This window comes from Peribacillus sp. TH27 (genome assembly GCF_016650915.1).
Taxonomy (GTDB): domain Bacteria; phylum Bacillota; class Bacilli; order Bacillales; family DSM-1321; genus Peribacillus; species Peribacillus butanolivorans.
Map to the genome: position 1 here is coordinate 610,872 of NZ_JAEKEV010000002.1, position 19,236 is coordinate 630,107.

A 19,236-nucleotide genomic window follows, 5' to 3' on the forward strand; every position below is an offset into this window, starting at 1 on the left:
CACATTCTCCTTAACTTTAATGTATTTCTGATAATGACGTTGCAACGTCCGTACCAGTTATAAGATGTATAATACTACCATTCTATCGAACAGTCAACGAATAAATTGAATATTTTGAATTTATTTAAAATTAATATCCTTGCACATACAGATAAGAGTGGTAATATCACATTTTTTTATTAATATATCTGTTTTAGCCCCCGATAAAAGTTTCTTTTTTTCTGTCAATCTGTAATTAATTCTATCAATTATTTCTAATAAATCTCCTATTTCATCAATAACGAAGTCGGCACCTGCATTTAGAAAACGATTTTCAGCATTCTTCATTCGCTTTTTGAGCTCATACGGATCCATTTCGTTGATTTCTTGTTCAGAAAGGCCTATTTCGCTGCCGCCTTTTAATACACCAACAGTCCACATTCCAGCATGAATCCCCTCTTTGATGTCACTGATTGTATCACCAACCTTTACAATCTTACTTAGTGGATATACTTGTAGGTTAATAGCTGTTTGAAAACACATCCAAGGAGCAGGACGTCCTGTAGGCACTTCTGAAGACGCGACAATAGAGTCTGGTTGATAGCCCCACTTTTTTGCCTCTCCTGATACAACATCTATCATTTCACGAGTATAGCCAGTTGTTGAACCGATTTTTATTCCTCGTTGTCTTAAACCGCTAACGAGTTCAATTAAACCAGGTACAGGCTTGGCGTAATTTTGGAGAACCTTGAATAACAAATCCTCAAAGTCCCTATATAGAGCATTTACATCTTTTTCATTTGGTTCTTTCCCAAATGCTGTAACCCATAAATTCGAGATCCTAGTCATTTTCAGGAGTTCCCTTATGTGGTCAATTTTTAATAAGCCCATTGGTTTTCTTGCTTCCTCAATGGTAATATCAATCCCCCTTTTACTAAATACTTCTACAAACACTTGGACCGGTGCAAAACAACCATAATCAACCGTTGTGCCAGCCCAATCAAATATAACTGCCTGAACCTTCCCATTCAGTTCATTTGTACTTTCCAAGCTGTTTCCCCCTCCCAATTTATTGATCCCTCACAAAAAGGGGCTTATTCTAAAAAAGCACGTAAAGTCCTCTTAAGACTTTGCGGTAATTGTGGACTGACAATGAAGGAATGTCTCATTTATTAAAGAGTAAAACAATATGATTTACCTGAAACTGAATTCTATTAAGTACTTTTTACAGATAAATATTAAGGAAATCACTATAGTCTAGCTAAAAAATGCAGATAATTGAAGAATGTTCATCTGAGGAAATCCATAGAAGTAATCGTAGCAATAAATATTCTGATTTTAATTGGTTAAGTTGAATCGAACTAGTTTTGTAATTGTCATATTACCAATGTCTATTGATCGCGTAGAAGTTTAGATTAATTATATTTAGAATTTCTCAGAATTAGGGGGCTAGGAACAATATTTAATTCATTCTCCATATACTTCGCTTTTTTTCGTCGAAATAAAAAGAAAGAACCTATAACTATAAAACTGAATAGCATCGTAAAAATAAACTGTGGACGCTGTGAATCTATAAATGCCATTAATATTAAAACGGAAATCATAGAAATAATGGTTGCATAAGTTAAATACGGAAATAACCACATTTTAATCTTGAAAATCCCAGGATTCTCTTTTTCCATTCTTTTCCTCAAACGGAGATGAGAAATCGCAATGGCTAGATAGACAAGAATTCCAATTCCACCAGAAGAATTTACTAAAAAGAAAAATATTTTGTCAGGAGAAATATAACTAAAAATTGTGCTAATAAAGGCAAACAGTGTACTTGCAATTACCGCCAAAACTGGGACCCCATTCTTGCTCACTTTTGAAAATAATTTTGGGGCATCACCCTTTTGTGCAAGAGAAAATAACATCCGAGAGCTCGTATAAAGTCCTGAATTCAAACAGGACAGCAAAGCGGTTAGAACTACGATATTCATAATTAAAGCAGCTGAAGGAATTCCCATCATTTCAAGAACAGCAACAAAAGGACTTTTAAGCAAGGATGCTGAATTCCAAGGTAAAAGTGTCACTAGTATAGCTATTGAACCGATATAAAAAATAAGTATTCGCCATACCACGCTATTTAACGCACTTCTTACAGACTTTACTGGATCACTAGTCTCTCCAGCTGCAATGGCTGGAATCTCAACTCCAACGAAAGCGTGAAAAACAATCGCTACACCAACAAGAACTGAACTAATCCCGTTAGGAATAAAACCACCAAAGTTCAAAAGATTAGAAGCGCCAGGTGGCTTTATCGTTGGTATTAAACCCAGAATCACCGCTACTCCTAGACATAAGAATAGAATAATACTGACTATTTTAATAATAGAAAACCAATATTCAAATTCGCCAAATGATTTAACAGAAAATATATTTGTTAGTTTTAATAGAATTATTAATGAGAGACTTATTAACCATACTGGAACTGAAGGAAGCCACTCATGTATTATCGTCGCCCCTGCTGTTGCTTCTAGTGCAATTACAATAACCCAAAAAAACCAATATAACCAACCTGTAGTAAAACCGGCCCACTCACCAATCCCTTCTCTTGCATAAACAGCAAAAGATCCTGTATTAGGGTTTACTGTAGCCATTTCTCCGAGCATTCTCATGACTAAAACAACGATTAAGCCTGCTAATACGTATGATAAAATCGCTCCGGGGCCTGTTTGACCAATAATAATACCGCTTCCTACGAATAAACCAGCTCCTATTACACCACTCAAAGATATCATTGTTAAATGTCTTTGTTTAAGACCAGGTTTCAATTCTTCTTGTTGATGTTTCATAACCTCCACCAACTTTCAGTAATTTGGGGAACCACCTATTGATAACGCTTACATCCACTTAAAAAGCCAGGCTACTCTAACACAACTACATAAACTACCTTTCCCTTACATACTCACAAAATAGTAAAAAAAATCATACATAACCATAAAACGGTGCAGATTTACCAATAAATAGACATTTCCGAAACAAACACTAGCGTTATTCTTATGTGTGTAGACACATAAGAATAGGTCTTTTCAGCTTATTGCTTAATATTATTCACAACCGAAGAGACGAAGCTCTAGATTTTCTGTTATCCTATTTCCTCCTCCATATAGTTTATTATGACAATTGAAATGGAACTAACATCACTACGTCATGATGTTAGTACCACTTTCTATGTGTATAATACACTCTGACTTTTTTAAAGTCAATTTAAAAATCAGAATATTCGGACAACCGTTCAAGAATCATTATAAGAACATAATTTTAATGTTTACAAAACACCAGACTGACTCCTGATCTCGTAATTCTATTTTTCCATTTTAGCTGTTTTGTCCAATTGCCCTTCGGTATCTATCATTACTGCCTTCTGATTTCTATTAAGCATTTTCTTTAAAAGTGACGAAAAGATCAACGTAAACGCAACACCCTTTATGATCGAAGTATAACCATAAACAAGCAGACCCAATAATAGTACAATAAGATTAATTATCCTGATTGTCGCTGCTATATCTATTTTTTTATTTTTGTTATGTAAAATTAAAGCTATAACATCAAACCCCACAGTGGATGCATTTGCTGTTATACATAAATAGTATCCTAGTGCTATCAAAATCGACGAAATAATAATTACTACAATGATGTTTACATCAATGCTTATATTCAGTGAATAAAAAAGGTTAAAAAAAGCATATAACTAAGGGAACTTACTATTGATTTGAAAAAGTACTCTTTTCCTAGAAAAACTAAACATATAATTAATAATAGTCCTGTAACAAAATTGGCAAGCATGGCTATGTTATAGCCAGATAAGGCATTTAATAGTAACGCGGAACTCGTCACACCACCATTAATAATTTCATTTGGTACGATCAAATAAGCATAGGCAAAGGTCATTGAAATATTTCCCACAATAATTTTAATTAAGTCCTTCATTAATTTTGTCACCTTCCTATTACAATTTAAGAAAAAGTCTAAAAATTAGCCAGTAGAGCTTTCTCCTCCTTCGATATATATATATTTATACTTGAACTATATGAACAACATTCATTTGTAAGTTCAAATATTCAAGATTCGTTCAAGTTACATTTAGTCTTTACCGCCACTGCTTTTTGATATAAGTAGAATGAATTCCTTGCTAGAAGCTCTCTTCCCTCCTTATCACCGTAATATTCATGCAATCTGACAATAATTGTATTAAGCCTCCTACTTAAGTTAAAAGGAATCTTATTTTGAAATAGTCCTACTCTCAGAACCTGATTCATTCATTATCAAAAGTAGTAATAATATTGGCAGACAAATTAAAAGATCGTAGAATTATCAAGTGGCAGTCAGCATCATTTCTTCCCGAACAATCCAATAGGCTCGAGAACGGTTAGGAGTATATTAAAGCAAACCAAACCCATTTTGAGTGAATACTCAATTGAAGAATATTATTGCTAAAATTATGAATCTTATCTTTTGTATGAAAATTGGATTCCGAGACGTTTCATTCTCCTTATCAGATTTGCATGGTCAATGTCGAGCTTAATGGTAGCTTTTCTAAGGCTTTGTGAAGATTGATGGGCATTTAAGATCATCTGAGATTCAAATTGAGTCATGGCTTCCTTTAGGTTAAGATTATTTGTGGATAATAGATTAATATCTGACTTTTAATCGCGGAATATTTCTTGGGGAATTTCTAAATTCCATTTATCTCTTATATGTTCTAGCAAGTCTCTAGGGGTTATGAATGGTACTGATGTTGATACTACTAAAAACTCTATAATATTTTTTAATTCACGAACATTACCAGGCCATTGATAGCTTTCCATAATCTTTAAAGATTCAGGCATGATTTGTTTTTTTTATCCGTACTGCTCACAAAGCATTGTAAGGTAAACATCAATAAGAGGTAAAATGTCGGATTTCCGCTTGTATAACGGTGGAATATTCAAATGAATCACATTAATTCGGTACCACAAGTCTTCTCTGAATTGTTTTTTATTAACAAGATCCCTGAGGTCTTTATTGGTAGAACAAACTAACCGAAACGTAAGAGGAATTAGCTTCGAATCACCTATTCGAGTAATTGCTTGATCTTGAAGAACACGAAGCAATTTAGCTTGCATCAACAATGGTAGTTCACCAATTTCATCTAAGAGTATGGTGCCTGTATTAGCTTTTTCAAAAAGACCAGCCTTCCCTCCTTTTTTTGCCTTTTCCATTTAATTTTGCATTTCCTGACTTCTATAAACAATTTGTGAAGTATTAATTCTTTGTTTTGCTTCAATTTCTTTATCAGGTTCAATTATTTTCGCCATTATCCACTCTCCTTTTGTAGTCATTTTATTACCAGGTCGGTGACAATTCAACATCATTATTATATAAGTTGATATATAATATCTAAATATTTCGTGCATTCAAACTTCGGCATAATTCTTGCATCTGTAAATCAATAGTACTGAATCCTAAACTTTTTGAGGCTTGATAAAAAATTGAGAAGACATTCATAAAAAAACCAAGAAAAAATGACAAACTCCTTAAACAAAAAAGAAAAAATGACACCTAGAGATTAAATAGAGGTCACTTTCTCAAATGGGTGTTCTTTATAACGATATGTTCGTTTTTTATAGAGATATGCACTCCCTATTTCCAACTGTATGAAATAAGTTTACCTCAGTCAGGCATGTACAAAATACAGCTCACATGAAAGATGCTTACACACTCAAGCGGTAAGTTTTAAGAGATGTCAATTTTGCTAATTGGGATACTAGTCATAAAGCGTTATATATAAGAAGTCAACCCTTTTGGTTGTCCTTCCCTTCTTAGAATGATAAAAATTATATTGGTATATTGTATTTTTTCTATATTTTCACAATTGGAATCAATTATATGATTATATTTATGTTAGGGAGGGAAAAAGATGGGAAAAACACTATATCAAGACCAAACATTAGTGTTAATTCAAACATGCCAGATTCATGATGAGGTATTAAGTGAACATGGCTTTTACATGATTAAGGTATTGGAAAAACGTATGAATATGAGTGAACAGTTAAAAAAAACCGAAATCTATATATATTGAAAAAGTGAGATGATTGGGAGTGGATTAATGGTAGGAAAGAATGTTTTTATTCAAGGATTTGTGCCAAACCACAATCATAGATCCGTTTACTATACATCTGTTGATGCTGGCCATGTTCATCAGTGTTTAGATGTAACTTCTCCTCCTGTTATGAGTAAAGATGATAACCATGTGCATTACACGGAAGGATTTGTTGTCTATGAAGATGGCCATACTCACTATTACCAGGCATACTCCGGCCCTGCTTTTCCTGTAGGAAATGGTATGCATGTTCATTACTATGATTTTAATACAACAGAAGCCAATGGACATCGCCATCGGCTGAAGAGCGTTGGCCAGCCAGCTCCAGGAAACAAGTAAAGTAATTCAACTGTTCCAAACACCTTTTCTTTTTTATTAAGGCTTCTCTGTAATTAATTATCTCTCCCTGGCTTGTAGTAATAAGGATCGCTTTTATGTTCCTTAATTTCATTATTATCTATAAATAACTTTCCATCTTCTAAAAAAGTTGCTAATGTAATATTCTCTATTTTTTCACCCATTTTTTCGAGCTCGTTAATTAGCCAGCTTTGGTTTAATTGTAGATATTTTAAATTATGGTAAACAATTTGACTGTCCAGTATGAGTGGGATAGGAAGATATTCTCTCTTGACACTTAAATTTATATCATTAGGTTGAACTGGTCGGTATTCTGACTTGGGAATAACACTAATACTTCCTGTTTCCTCCATCACTGCAATGGCAATGTTTTGAGTATCGGTATACCCTTTTACTCTTAAATGTGACAATAATTCATTTATTGGCATACGTACCTTTTTCAACCCCTTTATATCAATATCCCCGTTTTGAATTAATACCGTTGGACTTTCATATAAGACCCATCTTAATTTATTATGTAAGGATATACGTATAAAAATTTTATATAAAATTACTGTAATTCCAGCATAGGTAATAGCCTTTCCCAAATTATTATCCTCTACTGGGGAACTGATGATATTGGTAAGGACAAGAATATACAATAAATCGAAAGTGTGCATTTGAGCTACTGCTTTTTTTCCACTCAACCTTAAAAATAAATATCCTACAACAAAAATCAAGAATGTACGGTAAAATGTTTCCAATTTTGCATCACCTCTTATAAAAATTCTCAACTTCTATCAAACGTACTAACTGAATAAAAGATATCTTTAGTATTAGAAATTTAATTCGTATCTAAACCGGAAATTTTGGATTTGCAAAGGTCAAGTAAATCATTTTAGACAAACACGACTTAAATGGTCAATTTGTCCAATTAATCTTCTTGAAAAAAAGAATAGGTACCCCTCATTTCAGTATTACCATGGCATAGGTAGCTTCATATAATATTTCTCTATTTTTACTGAGACACCTTCTTCAACAAAACCTGCTCATTTAGCTCCATAAGAAAAAGAGTCGCCGAAGCAACTCCCTAATTGAAGTAAAGCACCCGTTATTTGAAGAAAATTTTCAAGAATCTCTTTGTTTCGTACTGTTTCGGTCAATTGTTTTAATTTTTTTAATGAAATAATAATGTTTGTAGAGGGCGAGCACTACCAACAGGATTTTCACTAAAAGGATGTCCACAAAAAATACAGAAATTATGATGAAGAAATCAGCAACTAAATTGATTCTGATTTTCTCTTTTCGGGTCATACCTTTTTTTTGCAGGAATGCTTCAACGTATTTTTCATATAATGAGGTGCTTTTGAACCAGTTTTCAATCGACTTGGAACTTTTCGCAAAGCAAAAAGCAGCGAATAAGTAAAACGGACCGCCCGGCAGAACAGGTAACACAGTCCCTGCAACACCGATCACAAGTGATATGAATCCAAGAAGCAAAAATAGGATACTTTTTACTTTTTTAATTGTAATCACCTTTTTATTTATATTCTATTCCCTTATAACGTAAAAGGGAAGTCCAATTGATTCAACATCACTGAATAGTATCTTACCATTTTCTTATTGGCTCCCTCAGTTTAATACGATTTTCTCACAAATACTCGCTTTGTCTATATAGATTTTTCGCCTTTATTATTGAAAATTGTTATCCTAATCTTAATTACACATTTTACAATGAGGAGAACACTATATCCTCCAAAATGATAAATGAATCAAAATATTGGTTAAAGTGTAATAAAATCAATAATACTGAACTCGGAGAAAACATTAATACAAGTTTTTCATTTTAACCAAATCTAATTTGAATTTTGGTAACAAATGACAATGGAAAAGTATCATGATACAATGTCTCGATACTTTTCTATTTTTTAATCTATGTCTTAGTTTAAACATTCCTTAACATCCTAAGCCAAAATCTTTGTTGCGGCTACTCCTTTAACAAATTATTAGATATGATTGTCGGTTTGAAATAAGTTTGATCCAAAGTATGTTGAAATATTGTTCATTGAATTTCTCTCCATATTAAATTTTATCCCCTTTTAATCCTTTCCATGATTCATATTTAGTTATTAAAATTGCTTTCTGTTTCTCATTTAATGCTACTAGGCTTATTTTCGGTCTGCCTAGATGTTTGCCTTTTGCTTTGGCCGATTGAATTCCTTCTCGTTGCCTCCTATTAATATCCTCTCTTTCTTTTTCAGCAACGAACGAAAGAACCTGCAATACTATAGTAGTATCAATGGTGACAGGCACCACAAAAATACACTGTCCACGCGGTGTGGACAGTCATCTGAATGTGATTTTTTATACTATGAGATTTTTATTTATGGCGGCAGTTTTTGCAGACTTTGATGGTTTGGTTTGTTTCAGTTTTGTGCGGGTAGAGAAGCTTTACTCCTGTTCTTTCACACAGTGGGCATGTCCCTCTGCCATTTGAAGGCAAGTAGCTGATTGTTTTTCCTCGGTTTCTTTTTGCCATTCCCCATCATTCCTATTCATAATAATTCTTGTTTCTTTATTAAATGTTGGACTGGCACAAAGGTTGATAGGCATTTAATGGTTTTTAACAATAGAGCCGCAATTCACATGAAATATATTACAAATTTCCTTTTACAAAATTAAACAAAAAGCAACAATATTAAACAATAAAAACAGTTGATTATCAATATGCAGTTTATAGAAATTATAATGGGATAAAATCTAGTAATTTTGCGCTCCTAAAATTACTAGAATTTTCGAGTAGCACAGTACTTTTTAAATAGGAAAAACAACCTAAAATTTAATCTTCTAAAATAAAGTATTATATTTTCTCAATAAAATTTTTGTAGAGCGGATTTTTAACTGCCCCTGATTTTACGACAAGATATTAAGTACATTCAATTTACAATAAACTTGTATTAAAATTTCTAGCATTTTGGGGGGACAGTTTTTGACAAAACAGAAAAAACAGAAATGGAAAAGGAATTTAGTGGTGATGACTGCCATAACCGGACTAGGGTTCTCTACATTTTATCCAGGCCTAAGTATTCCGGTTGCAGCGGTCGAACAGCCTGACCAGCCGATTCCTAAGGAGGAATCGGTCTCAATTGTTCAACTTGTAGTACCAAATGATAAGGCAAAGGACAAGCTTCTTGAGCTTGGAATTGACCTTACCCACAGAATCGAAGCACACGACGGAGTCTATGAAGTGGATGCCGTTGTCACACCAACAGAAATTGCCATGTTAAAGACCTTTGGCATCAATGTAAAAGAGACCCTGATCACCGAAAATCAATGGAACACACGCGTGGCAGAGCGGCAATCTACTGTCCAGCTGCAAGCCAGTCTGGCAGCTTCCGAGGATACACTTAAAGTCCTTAGGGCAAACCATTTTACCAATCAATCAGGAACCTTCCTATATCTCGAAGTGAAATCAAGCGCCGGTGCGACTGCTAGCACAGCACTTAAAGCAACTTGGACCGAGAACGGTGAGGAAAAATCTGCTACACTTTCTAGATTGGTAGATTACGGTGAATATTTATATCACTATTTGCTTCTACCAGTTAGCGCCATTCCTTCATCTGTTAAAATTGAAAGTAATCTTGGAGGAACAGCTACGAGCACCATTACTGAATGGTTAGGGAAAGAGCCGAAACATCCAAAAACAGATTATGTTACGGATTTTGTTGACCACTATATGGCACCAAATGAATTATATGAACGTGCCGAAAAACTTGCAAAAGAATTCCCGAACTTGGTAGAAATCATTGATATGCCAAATAAAACAAATGGTTACAGACGTCTTGCCCAAGCAACTATCGGCGGCACGACCAATCTCGCAGTTGTTGTTTCCTCAAAAGCATGGGGGCATGAAGGCGGGAATGATGTCTCGGTAGAATTCAAGAATCCGGGAACCAATAATGCACCACTAAAAGTGACTGTGGATGGTACCAAGATTTTAGTAGATTTAGCTACTGATTCGTCAGGAAAGGCAACAAGTACTGCCGCACAAGTGGTTAAAGCACTGAATGAGAATGCTAGCCAACTTGTCACTGCGACTACATACCGCGGTAATACTGGTGCTGGTGTTGTCGCACCAACTACAAATGCTGCGATATTAACTGACGGCTTGAAAGCAGGGGCAGACGTTTCCAGTGATCCTTTTACAGTAAAAGCGATCCGAATCGGCAAGCATCGTGACGGTTCTAAACCAGGTGTTCTTGGATATGCTCAGGAGCATGCCCGTGAATGGGTGACCCCACTCGTAACAATCGAAACGGCGGAAAGACTACTGCGAAACTATAGTCAAGATAGTGAGACAAGAAAGCTTGTCGATAATCTTGATATATTCCTTGTACCTTCAGTAAACCCTGATGGTGCCAATTACAGCTTCAATGATTACAATATGCAGCGTAAGAATATGACCAATCACTGTGGTCCCACTGCCTCTGACCCTGGGTACCGTAATAATTGGGGAGTTGACCTTAACCGCAACCATTCTGTTGGTTCCGTTTTTGATGGCTATATTGGCGGAGGTACAAGTTGTACGGGAGAAACTTACGCTGGACCAGCTGAAAACTCTGAGCCTGAAGGAAGAAACCTTGTCTGGCTTGCTGACAAAAACCCAAATATTAAGTTTGCAATGAATATTCATAGTTATGGCGGCTACTTCATGTGGTCCCCTGGTGCTTACGATTCAAAACGTACAACACTGCCACGCCCATCAGCTGGTGAAGAAGCGTTTTACTGGGCAGCTTCTGATAACATCTTAAATGATATTCAGGACCACCGCGGAACGGTCATTCTACCTAGCCGTACAGGTCCAATTCCTGACGTACTATACTCTGCTGCAGGTAACTCTGCGGACTACCTATGGTATGAAAAGGGGATTTATGCCTGGAACTTCGAAGTAGGGGCAGATTTATGGAATAAGGATACAAAAAGATGGCAGGCAGTTGGATTCCAGCCAGCCTTTGTAGAAGGTCATGAAGAAGCAATGGAATTTGCCAATGGGTTGATTGGCTTAATTAAAGTAGCCTACAACAGTGCAAAAGACCATCAGCCGCCTTCCTCAAAAGCTACACCTGGAAACGGTAAATACACAGGTCCGGTTGATGTTAAGATTGAAACAAGTGAGCCAGCCACCATTTATTATACGCTTGACGGCAGCCGCCCTACCTTCCAATCAGCTAAAATTAAATTAAGCGGCACCCGTGAATTTGCAGAAACATTAAAAATTGAAAAGACAACAACCATCAATTATTTCACTGTGGACGCCGCAGGAAACATTGAGAAAAACTACAATCCACTTGGTAATGGGAAAAACTATAATTCTGTAACGCTTACAATAAAATAACGGTTTGCAAGGGGTTGGCCTTACGGGGTCAACTCCTTTTTCATTGGTACCTTTGAACTGATAGACTTTCTATTATATTGAGCCTTCTTTATATTTCAGCCTCTTTAATAGGTGGCCATAAAATCAACAAACCTCTAGCAAATGCTTCTGCTATTCCAAACCCGTTGTCACATAGCTTAATAGGATTAAAGGCGATAACCCTAGTACAAATTATCGCACTTTTCAACTGTAATTATATAGAAATACTATGGTTTCCAAATTTTTAAAACAGGCTCCTTCGTATTCGTAACCTTCCCCTTTTCTTCCAGATATCTATATGTCGCCTTTAGATTGTGATATCAAACATCGATCCCTGTTTCACCCTCATATCTCGGTTCATATCCTTGGTTCATTGCTGCAACCTTAATATAAACATCCCGGTAAGAAAATGTCCTGTCAACAACACTCTCCTCACACAGCTGGCAATAGCGAATGCAAGCTTGCAAATCTCCTTCTTCGATAGCGGGAGAAAGGCTTTCCATTTCTTCATGCCTTTTAACTCTATCTTGCCACTCTTGGCGTCAAGATTAGTAGCGTAAAAGCCCGAGAAAAGGAAATGAAGCATTTTAACCTCTGTTTGGGGTCCTTATCCAATCAGCCGCATTACTAAGAAAATGTATGAAGAAAGGATTCTGGAATTAAACGAAAAATACAGCCAAAATTATATGGATGGTATTCATACTTGTGGAAAAATGATTTTTCGGAAAGCATTAACTCAAGGCCTGATAAAAAATAATCCTACTGAGGATTTCAAAATGCCAAAAAGCAGCAAAGTGTTGAAGAACTGGAGAAAGCAGAAGAGGATATTGTCTTTCTTGAAAAAGAGAAGCTTGCCCATTTTCTTAAATTATCCTATACAGACTGGCTTGAAATGGATCATCTTGTCTTCATTGTACTTTCCTATACCGGATTACGAATAGGTGAATTATTGCCTTAAAATGGGGGGATTTTAATGAAAAGCAAGGTTCTATTAGAGTTACTAAAACTCTTTATAACCCTAACAATCATTTTGAAAAATATCAGCTTTTAACGCCAAAGACAAAGGGCTCTGTCCGAACAATCAGGATTGATGAAATGCTGATCAACATGTTAAAGAAGCATCGGCTTAAACAAAATGAAATGAAATTAAAAAACAGCCTTGTTTACCAAGATAACGGATTTATTTTCGCTCGAGAGAATGTGCATCCACAATTAAGAAAAGTTATTGAGACCCGGCTAAAAAGGCTTCTAAAAAAAAGCAGAAATAGAAAAGAACATTACTCCACACTCATTTAGACATACGCACACTTCATTATTGATTGAAGCTGGAGTTGGCATTAAAGAAATACAACAGCGACTTGGACATACAGATATTAATACTACAATGAATATATGCTCACATGACCGCCAATATGGAAGAAAAGGCCTCCCAACAGTTTAGCAAACTGATGAAAGACCTTCTCCTATAGTTAGCTTTTTTGTCACAGGTTGCCGTGTTTTTTAAAATCCGAGGACAAGAATAGCATATTATCATTTTAGACGTTGATATAACAAGGTTTTTAACCCCTTATTACATCATGCTGCCCATTCAATTCATAATTTAATAGGAAGTAACAAGGTAATAATATCAACACATTTGGTCAAAGCCACCTAAAATAACTTCACTTAGTGTCATGATATTTCAATGTCAGGTGAGCAAATAGGTGAGCATTTTCAATTATATTCTTATAAGTAACTGGTATGAAGAACCTGAAAGCCCCCTATTACAAGAGGAAGCATAAACCTAATCCTATATTTACCGGAAGGAGAAAAAATTATCATGAAAATGAAAAAATCCTTAAATCGAATTCAAACTGCATTATTAAAGAAACATATAAATGAGTTTGAAGAAAAAGATGGCATTTTAACTGAGGCTTTCATTTTAGAAGGAACAGAAGATATGATTTTCTATGTCTATAAATCTCCCTGCAAAACTGTGAAAGGTGCAATTTTATTATAAAAATTGAGAGGAGATTTTATAAATGAAATTTCAAAAGATTCTTAATGCGTGTCTTTTTTATTCCTTGTATTGAATATTTCAGCTTGTGGGAGTGATGGTGTAAAAGGAAATGGTAAAACAACTGAATTGAGTCTAGAGGAAGCTAAGAAGTTTGAAACAGGCTTTTTATATATAAGGTCACCATTTGAGAGTAGAAAAAAAGAAGAAGATTTTAAAATTAAGGAAATTGAACGTGTAGCTAAAGCAAAAAACATTGATTTAAATATTTATCATGCTAAAGAAGATACTTCAAAACTTGGCCTAAAACAGAACTCGTTAACATTTGCTTTTTATCAAGATGGTGAAGTAAAAGAGAAACTAGATTTTATCGATCTCTCAGAAGATGATATTTATTTTAAAGTAGAAACATTTGTTCAAAGTGTGCAGCAAAAACATTCGAAATAGGTTACCTAAAATAAACTAAGTTAACTAGGGGGAGATTGCATGGATGAAGAAGTAGCAAGGATACTTGAAAAATTCTCTGATTTTCTCGAAGTAACCAATCCAATTAGTTATATGCTTCGTTGGATGGGATGGGTCATTATTAAGGGGCTTGCATGGCTTGTTGATTCCCTATCAAACATAACGGATTCAATCCTGGGATTAAAAATGTTTTACGACAGTGTAGAAATTACAAGTTTTGTAGAATTTCTTATTCCCCTTTCTGTGATATTGATGGGTTTTTCGCTTCTCTACACAGGATATCAGCTCATTTTTCAAAAAAAGTTGGATCGTGAAGCCATTATAGTGAATGTGTTTATGATAATGTTTTTTTTCGCTTTGATACAAGAAGGTATGGAAAAGGCAAATCAATTCACAGATAAAGCTATTGATGCTCTTGATGTTGTTGAAGAAGGTTCAATTAGTCAAAAAGTTATTAAAGACAATATGACTGACCTTGCTCAATTTGACGTAACGGGTTGGAATACAACTGAACTAAAACACCCAAACCGAATTCCAAAAGATCGAATTTTAAAAATTAATATCACACAATCTATTGATAAAGATTTTGAACTTACAGGGAAAAAAATGACAGATACAGGGCGTGAGGTTTACTCTCATCGTTTGGAGTATGACGATCTTGGTAATGCCAAGAAAGTTAAATTAGATAATGGTTTCTTTACTGCCTTTAAAGAAAAATATTACCGTTGGGACTGGAACTTTTGGACAATTGCAATCACTTTAGGCATAACGGCTTTTACAATGTTGACAATCGCTATAAAACTAGCAAAACTGTTCTTTGAGTTAACATTCAACTATGTATTAGCAATCATTATAGCCCCTGCTGATATTCATTCAGGGCAAAAGACAAAGCAAATCCTTCAAAGTATCTTAAATACTTTTTTAGTGACAATTATGATTTTCCTATCAATGAAAATTTATCTGATTGGTACAGAGTTTATTACCGATAAATTGGATGGTGTCGCCTATTTAATTGCTTTATTCGCTTTCTCTCTTGCTGTAATTGATGGTCCCAATATAGTTGAACGGTTATTTGGTATTGATGCAGGATTGAAATCTAGCTGGGGAGCCGTAGCTGGTGGTTATGCTCTTGCAAAAGGTGTAACCGGTGCAACAAAGGGTACTGCAAATACTTTGATAGGAATATCAAGTCAAGGTAAATCGGCTGCATTGAAGGGTGTAAGTGGTATTGCAGGAGTTGCAGGAATGGCACAAGGGCTTAGAACTAAAGGACAGGACCAATCCACAGAACAGACTTCGAACGGTTCTGAAAGTGGTCATTCTACAGATTTAAAGGCACAAGATCAAAATCAAGAAAAACAAAGTCCAAATGGTTCGGAGGGGTTCAGCGAAATTGAAACTGGAACGCAAGAAGTTGCTTCCTCAATTGAACAAGAAATGGCTCAACAAAAACAAGAAGAAGGACACAAAGGAATAGGGAAAGTAATAGGGTTGCATGATCAAATGGCTCTGAATGGTTTCTTCAGTAATGGAAAACGGAGTGCAGCTGTAAACAGTTCACACTCCATTTCATCTGGTTCTCCAAGCCAAATGAACAATGGTGATATACAAAATAATGAGAAAATGTCAGGGGACTACGAAAGTCCCGGACCTTTCTTTTCACAATCGAATTCCCCTTCGGTTTCATCTGAAATGCAAGGAGAATCTAATATGAAAACACCACTTAAAGAAAAAAGAAATGATCGAGAAACTCGTCATGTTGGAGGCATAATTTCTGATAATGTACGGAACAGTCAATCAGTAAAAACGGTTAAACGCACCTATCAAATTGGTCAAAATACAGGCGAAAGTCTAAGAAACAACATCGCTAAATTCCGTCGAAAAAACCAATAAAAAAGTGAAATGAAAGAGAAGGTTTCCTTCTCTTTTTTTAAATAACATTCAATTAAATAGGGGGACGCGAAGGGGACATTGGTCGAAAATAGGGGGACATAAAGGGGACATTGATTAACATTTAGTGATATCACTAAATAACTGCTTTTTAATTATTATTTAAGACCCACATCAGTCCATCTGAGAAAGTTCAGGTATCCCACGTCAGCCCACCTATATTAATCAGGATTCCCACGTCAGCCCACTTGAAAGAAAATAACGATATCATATAAAACACTAGGCTTTGCCTAGGATATCACCCTTGGTGATATCAGTTTTTCCTTATGCTCTTTCTAGCTCTATAGCCTTTAAATCCAAATTTCGTTTTCTACCTAAAAGGAGCGTTGAACAATGGATATTTTTTTAAGAAACATAGACCCAATTGCAGTAAAAAAAATTGATGAAATGGCAAAGAAAAAATCTATTTCGAGACAAGAACTTTTAAAAGCTGTCATTGAAAAATCAGCATATGAAAAGGAACAAAATGAAAAAGACATGCGAAATGAAATGATTATTTCAAAAAACATTATAGTCATGGAAAAAATGACAGAGGCTGTTGAAAGGCTAGAGAATTTATTGTACGAACTCATGGAGGAATAAACAAATTGAACAAAAGAGTAATTGTATTGTTTGGTGGAGTAATTTCATGGTTCATAACCATTTTTATTCGTACTTATAACTGAAATATTTTGTGTATGATTAGTGAAATGTGGCAAGGTATTTTTCTAAAATAAAATAACTCCTTGAGAATACTCAAGGAGTCTTTAGCGTAAACCCATTCTTCTTATACTTTTTACCAGCGCTCTTAAAGTCTGCTGCTTTTTCTTCTTGGTCTAGTGGTGTCTTATGCCCATATTCGATAATGTTGCCTTTGCTTTGATTTCCGTGCAGCTATTAATATCATTTACAGTAAAGTTTTTTCTTTAGTTTCCACCATATATCTTCCATTAAACTTTTAAAACACTTCACTTGTTAGTACCGAATAAATTCCGGAACTAACAAAAATTGAAGAGCCTTACATCTATGTATTTTGTTAAAATAACGGTAAACTTTTGGTCAAATCGTTTGTTGGGTCGCTACTCACGGTCTGCCCTATCTATAGGGGTTGCTCCCTGTGAACCCACTCTTAAAACTCTATTTTTTGATAACCAACGTATAACTTCTGTTTAGGCCTACATTCCACCACGATTTCATTAAAGGCATCCAATAAGAATCCAAACTATTTTTTTTAAAGTTAATTGGTGTTTCTTCCTGTTTTTAAACTCGCAATTGTTTTCATCGTCAAATCAAATAATTTTTCCGTCGGATTTTATTTCCGATAAAACACGTTTCTTCCCTCGATAGAGTGCCCTGTAGGTCGGAGAAATCCACAAGCAACACCATGACGTAGAAATTACAAGATTATGAGCAACTCCTACGAAGTAATTTGTTTCGGTAGTTTTATCACCAACAAGATAGAAATCTATAATTCTTTCTTAAAACAAGATTTTAAAAATTGAAACATTATCCTATTATGCGTTCACAACAATCCCAACATGGACAGAAACTAGCCACCAGCACATCATCCCCTGTAAAAGATTGAAAAAAATCCAAAATCGTTTTTTTATAATTTATTAAGATAATCTTATTTTGTTCCCTCTAATCAATTTTTAAATATCCCCTTAAAAAATTTCAACAATTTCTTAGATGTTTTAAGAACACTTTCTCCTATTTTCTTTTCCATTAAAAACGACAATTTTCCTGGAATAAACCATTCAATAAACACCATAAGTGCTAATGACAGGCCAACAGTAAATACAGCTAATACCATTAAGTCATAAGGTATTAAGTATAAATCATCAAAATGATTAAATTCCTTCAAGATTCTAAAATACATGCCTAGAAATATAGTTATTCCACTTATAATAAGGAGAAATTGACTAAAGTTTCTTATATACCTAATACATTCTAGAAATACTCTATATGTAAAATGGGTATTTAAAATACGATTATACCAAATATAATCCTTATAAAGAGAATTAAAAATAGACCAATACTGTCTCTCAAGATTATTATGGAAGTCTTTTAAACCTTTATAAAACTCCTCTTCAGTCTCTAATCTTTTTTCACTTAGGTTTTGGAACATTTCCCTTATCTTTAGGAACTTTTCTATGAGGGATTTATCACCCAATTTATGAATAGGAACTTCATAAGGCGTGTAGTCATTTAACCATTTGTCCAATTTTAATTCTCTTTCATACTTATCATCTATACTAATTATATCTTTTAATCGAAAGTACATAGGTTCTAATAAATCCTCAATATTTTCTTTAGCTTTACTATGAAAATTAACATAATTATTATTCTTCCTTCCATAAAAAGTAAGCTAATGAAGCACCAATTATAACAACTAATAAAGGGGGAAATACTCATTAAAAATGTCCATTAAATCACCTACTTCCATCCATTAATATATATCTTTTATTCCCAATTTTAATGAAAGTAAAAATATGATCCTAAAAAAGGGACCTCTTAAAGGTCCTATACCCTTTTCCGTCTTGAACTAACGCTACCAGGTTAGTTTAAGGATTAATTAGATGATTAAAGAATAACCTGCATACTAAATTTTTACAATAATAAACGATCGTAAGTATCAGTCATCTCAAATACGAATGATGTTAGTAGAATTCTTTGATGTTTGTTTTGTACTTTTAACTGCGACTATCTACATAAATAAAAACCAAGCGAGGGAAATGTCTAAGTATTTTGTAGCCAAACTTTTAAAACTGTCAATCCTTTGCTTCAGTCGAGGCTGAACCCCCATTTACATTACTCACGTGACAAACACAGCAAAAGAAAAACAGAAAACTTATTTCAAAGTTATATATGGATTTTTTAGAGAGGTATTCAATGGGGTCTTTTACAAATGAAAAACCCTTCCTCGTTAATCCAAGAAAGGGCTTGAAAACGTATTGATTAACGTTTTGAGAAATACGAGTACAGTTTTCA

The 19,236-nt window shown here is 34.6% G+C and carries 19 protein-coding genes and 2 pseudogenes; 8 read left to right on the forward strand and 13 right to left on the reverse strand.

Annotated features, from left to right (window positions below; genetic code table 11):
- Positions 1-237 precede the first annotated feature (237 nt).
- The 7 genes and pseudogenes from phnX to JFU24_RS04430 form a co-directional block, all read right to left on the reverse strand.
- Positions 238-1,029 (reverse strand): annotated as a pseudogene (phnX, locus tag JFU24_RS04405) (phosphonoacetaldehyde hydrolase); the annotation flags it as partial.
- Between the two features lie 365 nt (positions 1,030-1,394).
- Positions 1,395-2,816, reverse strand: a complete 1,422-nt coding sequence (locus tag JFU24_RS04410) for an amino acid permease (RefSeq protein ID WP_201249560.1) — start codon at positions 2,814-2,816, stop codon at positions 1,395-1,397.
- A 512-nt stretch (positions 2,817-3,328) separates the two neighbouring features.
- Positions 3,329-3,631: a YitT family protein gene (locus JFU24_RS31180; RefSeq protein ID WP_397443426.1), complete on the reverse strand. Its 303-nt coding sequence runs from the start codon at positions 3,629-3,631 to the stop codon at positions 3,329-3,331.
- A 50-nt stretch (positions 3,632-3,681) separates the two neighbouring features.
- Positions 3,682-3,954 (reverse strand): YitT family protein, encoded by a 273-nt coding sequence (locus tag JFU24_RS04420; protein ID WP_201249561.1) that lies wholly within the window; start codon positions 3,952-3,954, stop codon positions 3,682-3,684.
- Between the two features lie 518 nt (positions 3,955-4,472).
- Positions 4,473-4,661 carry a hypothetical protein gene (locus tag JFU24_RS31185; RefSeq protein WP_397443454.1) on the reverse strand — a complete coding sequence of 63 codons (189 nt, stop codon included), beginning with the start codon at positions 4,659-4,661 and terminating at the stop codon, positions 4,473-4,475.
- Positions 4,662-4,670: 9 nt separating this feature from the next.
- Positions 4,671-4,853, reverse strand: a complete 183-nt coding sequence (locus JFU24_RS31190; RefSeq protein ID WP_201224760.1) for a hypothetical protein — start codon at positions 4,851-4,853, stop codon at positions 4,671-4,673.
- Positions 4,854-4,865: 12 nt separating this feature from the next.
- Positions 4,866-5,225: a sigma 54-interacting transcriptional regulator gene (locus JFU24_RS04430; RefSeq protein ID WP_201249563.1), complete on the reverse strand. Its 360-nt coding sequence runs from the start codon at positions 5,223-5,225 to the stop codon at positions 4,866-4,868.
- 698 nt (positions 5,226-5,923) lie between these two features.
- Here JFU24_RS04430 and JFU24_RS04435 point away from each other — a divergent pair.
- Both JFU24_RS04435 and JFU24_RS04440 read left to right on the forward strand, forming a co-directional pair.
- Complete coding sequence (locus JFU24_RS04435; RefSeq protein WP_201224762.1) at positions 5,924-6,085, forward strand: hypothetical protein; 162 nt, start codon at positions 5,924-5,926, stop codon at positions 6,083-6,085.
- A gap of 27 nt (positions 6,086-6,112) precedes the next feature.
- Positions 6,113-6,445: a YmaF family protein gene (locus tag JFU24_RS04440; protein ID WP_201224763.1), complete on the forward strand. Its 333-nt coding sequence runs from the start codon at positions 6,113-6,115 to the stop codon at positions 6,443-6,445.
- Positions 6,446-6,498: 53 nt separating this feature from the next.
- On the opposite strand, the gene JFU24_RS04445 is transcribed toward JFU24_RS04440, so the two are convergent.
- From JFU24_RS04445 to JFU24_RS30685, 3 genes are all read right to left on the reverse strand, one after another.
- The gene (locus tag JFU24_RS04445) at positions 6,499-7,206 is read right to left on the reverse strand and encodes a DUF421 domain-containing protein (RefSeq protein WP_242485275.1); all 708 of its coding nucleotides are present in this window, start codon (positions 7,204-7,206) and stop codon (positions 6,499-6,501) included.
- 364 nt (positions 7,207-7,570) lie between these two features.
- Complete coding sequence (locus tag JFU24_RS04450; RefSeq protein ID WP_223305294.1) at positions 7,571-7,978, reverse strand: YbaN family protein; 408 nt, start codon at positions 7,976-7,978, stop codon at positions 7,571-7,573.
- 546 nt (positions 7,979-8,524) lie between these two features.
- Positions 8,525-8,758, reverse strand: a complete 234-nt coding sequence (locus tag JFU24_RS30685) for a recombinase family protein (RefSeq protein ID WP_342214665.1) — start codon at positions 8,756-8,758, stop codon at positions 8,525-8,527.
- A 673-nt stretch (positions 8,759-9,431) separates the two neighbouring features.
- Between JFU24_RS30685 and JFU24_RS04460 the strand changes: the two genes are divergently transcribed.
- Entirely contained in the window at positions 9,432-11,837 is a 2,406-nt protein-coding gene (locus JFU24_RS04460) for a M14 family metallopeptidase (protein ID WP_201249564.1), read from the forward strand.
- A 338-nt stretch (positions 11,838-12,175) separates the two neighbouring features.
- On the opposite strand, the gene JFU24_RS04465 is transcribed toward JFU24_RS04460, so the two are convergent.
- Entirely contained in the window at positions 12,176-12,358 is a 183-nt protein-coding gene (locus JFU24_RS04465) for a hypothetical protein (protein ID WP_201249565.1), read from the reverse strand.
- Positions 12,359-13,119: 761 nt separating this feature from the next.
- On the opposite strand from JFU24_RS04465, the gene JFU24_RS31195 reads away from it, so the two are divergent.
- The 5 genes from JFU24_RS31195 (at position 13,120) to JFU24_RS04490 (ending at position 16,848) form a co-directional block, all read left to right on the forward strand.
- Positions 13,120-13,296 (forward strand): tyrosine-type recombinase/integrase, encoded by a 177-nt coding sequence (locus JFU24_RS31195; RefSeq protein ID WP_201250873.1) that lies wholly within the window; start codon positions 13,120-13,122, stop codon positions 13,294-13,296.
- 378 nt (positions 13,297-13,674) lie between these two features.
- The gene (locus JFU24_RS04475; RefSeq protein ID WP_201249566.1) at positions 13,675-13,854 is read left to right on the forward strand and encodes a hypothetical protein; all 180 of its coding nucleotides are present in this window, start codon (positions 13,675-13,677) and stop codon (positions 13,852-13,854) included.
- 48 nt (positions 13,855-13,902) lie between these two features.
- Positions 13,903-14,298 carry a hypothetical protein gene (locus JFU24_RS04480; RefSeq protein WP_201249567.1) on the forward strand — a complete coding sequence of 132 codons (396 nt, stop codon included), beginning with the start codon at positions 13,903-13,905 and terminating at the stop codon, positions 14,296-14,298.
- 39 nt (positions 14,299-14,337) lie between these two features.
- Positions 14,338-16,209 (forward strand): pLS20_p028 family conjugation system transmembrane protein, encoded by a 1,872-nt coding sequence (locus JFU24_RS04485; RefSeq protein WP_201249568.1) that lies wholly within the window; start codon positions 14,338-14,340, stop codon positions 16,207-16,209.
- A 390-nt stretch (positions 16,210-16,599) separates the two neighbouring features.
- Positions 16,600-16,848: a hypothetical protein gene (locus tag JFU24_RS04490; protein WP_201249569.1), complete on the forward strand. Its 249-nt coding sequence runs from the start codon at positions 16,600-16,602 to the stop codon at positions 16,846-16,848.
- Between the two features lie 1,042 nt (positions 16,849-17,890).
- On the opposite strand, the gene JFU24_RS04495 is transcribed toward JFU24_RS04490, so the two are convergent.
- Together JFU24_RS04495 and JFU24_RS30075 are read right to left on the reverse strand one after the other, a co-directional pair.
- Positions 17,891-18,469 carry a hypothetical protein gene (locus JFU24_RS04495; RefSeq protein ID WP_201249570.1) on the reverse strand — a complete coding sequence of 193 codons (579 nt, stop codon included), beginning with the start codon at positions 18,467-18,469 and terminating at the stop codon, positions 17,891-17,893.
- 386 nt (positions 18,470-18,855) lie between these two features.
- Positions 18,856-19,067 (reverse strand): annotated as a pseudogene (locus tag JFU24_RS30075) (IS1595 family transposase); the annotation flags it as partial.
- Positions 19,068-19,236: the final 169 nt, after the last annotated feature.

What these genes read in the sequence shown, in the direction of transcription:
- JFU24_RS04410 (WP_201249560.1), bottom strand. Translation starts at nt 2,816, where the DNA reads ATGAAACATCAACAAGAAGAATTGAAACCTGGTCTTAAACAAAGACAT.
- JFU24_RS04420 (WP_201249561.1), bottom strand. Translation starts at nt 3,954, where the DNA reads ATGAAGGACTTAATTAAAATTATTGTGGGAAATATTTCAATGACCTTT.
- JFU24_RS31190 (WP_201224760.1), bottom strand. Translation starts at nt 4,853, where the DNA reads ATGCCTGAATCTTTAAAGATTATGGAAAGCTATCAATGGCCTGGTAAT.
- JFU24_RS04430 (WP_201249563.1), bottom strand. Translation starts at nt 5,225, where the DNA reads ATGGAAAAGGCAAAAAAAGGAGGGAAGGCTGGTCTTTTTGAAAAAGCT.
- JFU24_RS04435 (WP_201224762.1), top strand. Translation starts at nt 5,924, where the DNA reads ATGGGAAAAACACTATATCAAGACCAAACATTAGTGTTAATTCAAACA.
- JFU24_RS04440 (WP_201224763.1), top strand. Translation starts at nt 6,113, where the DNA reads ATGGTAGGAAAGAATGTTTTTATTCAAGGATTTGTGCCAAACCACAAT.
- JFU24_RS04465 (WP_201249565.1), bottom strand. Translation starts at nt 12,358, where the DNA reads ATGGAAAGCCTTTCTCCCGCTATCGAAGAAGGAGATTTGCAAGCTTGC.
- JFU24_RS04475 (WP_201249566.1), top strand. Translation starts at nt 13,675, where the DNA reads ATGAAAATGAAAAAATCCTTAAATCGAATTCAAACTGCATTATTAAAG.
- JFU24_RS04485 (WP_201249568.1), top strand. Translation starts at nt 14,338, where the DNA reads ATGGATGAAGAAGTAGCAAGGATACTTGAAAAATTCTCTGATTTTCTC.
- JFU24_RS04490 (WP_201249569.1), top strand. Translation starts at nt 16,600, where the DNA reads ATGGATATTTTTTTAAGAAACATAGACCCAATTGCAGTAAAAAAAATT.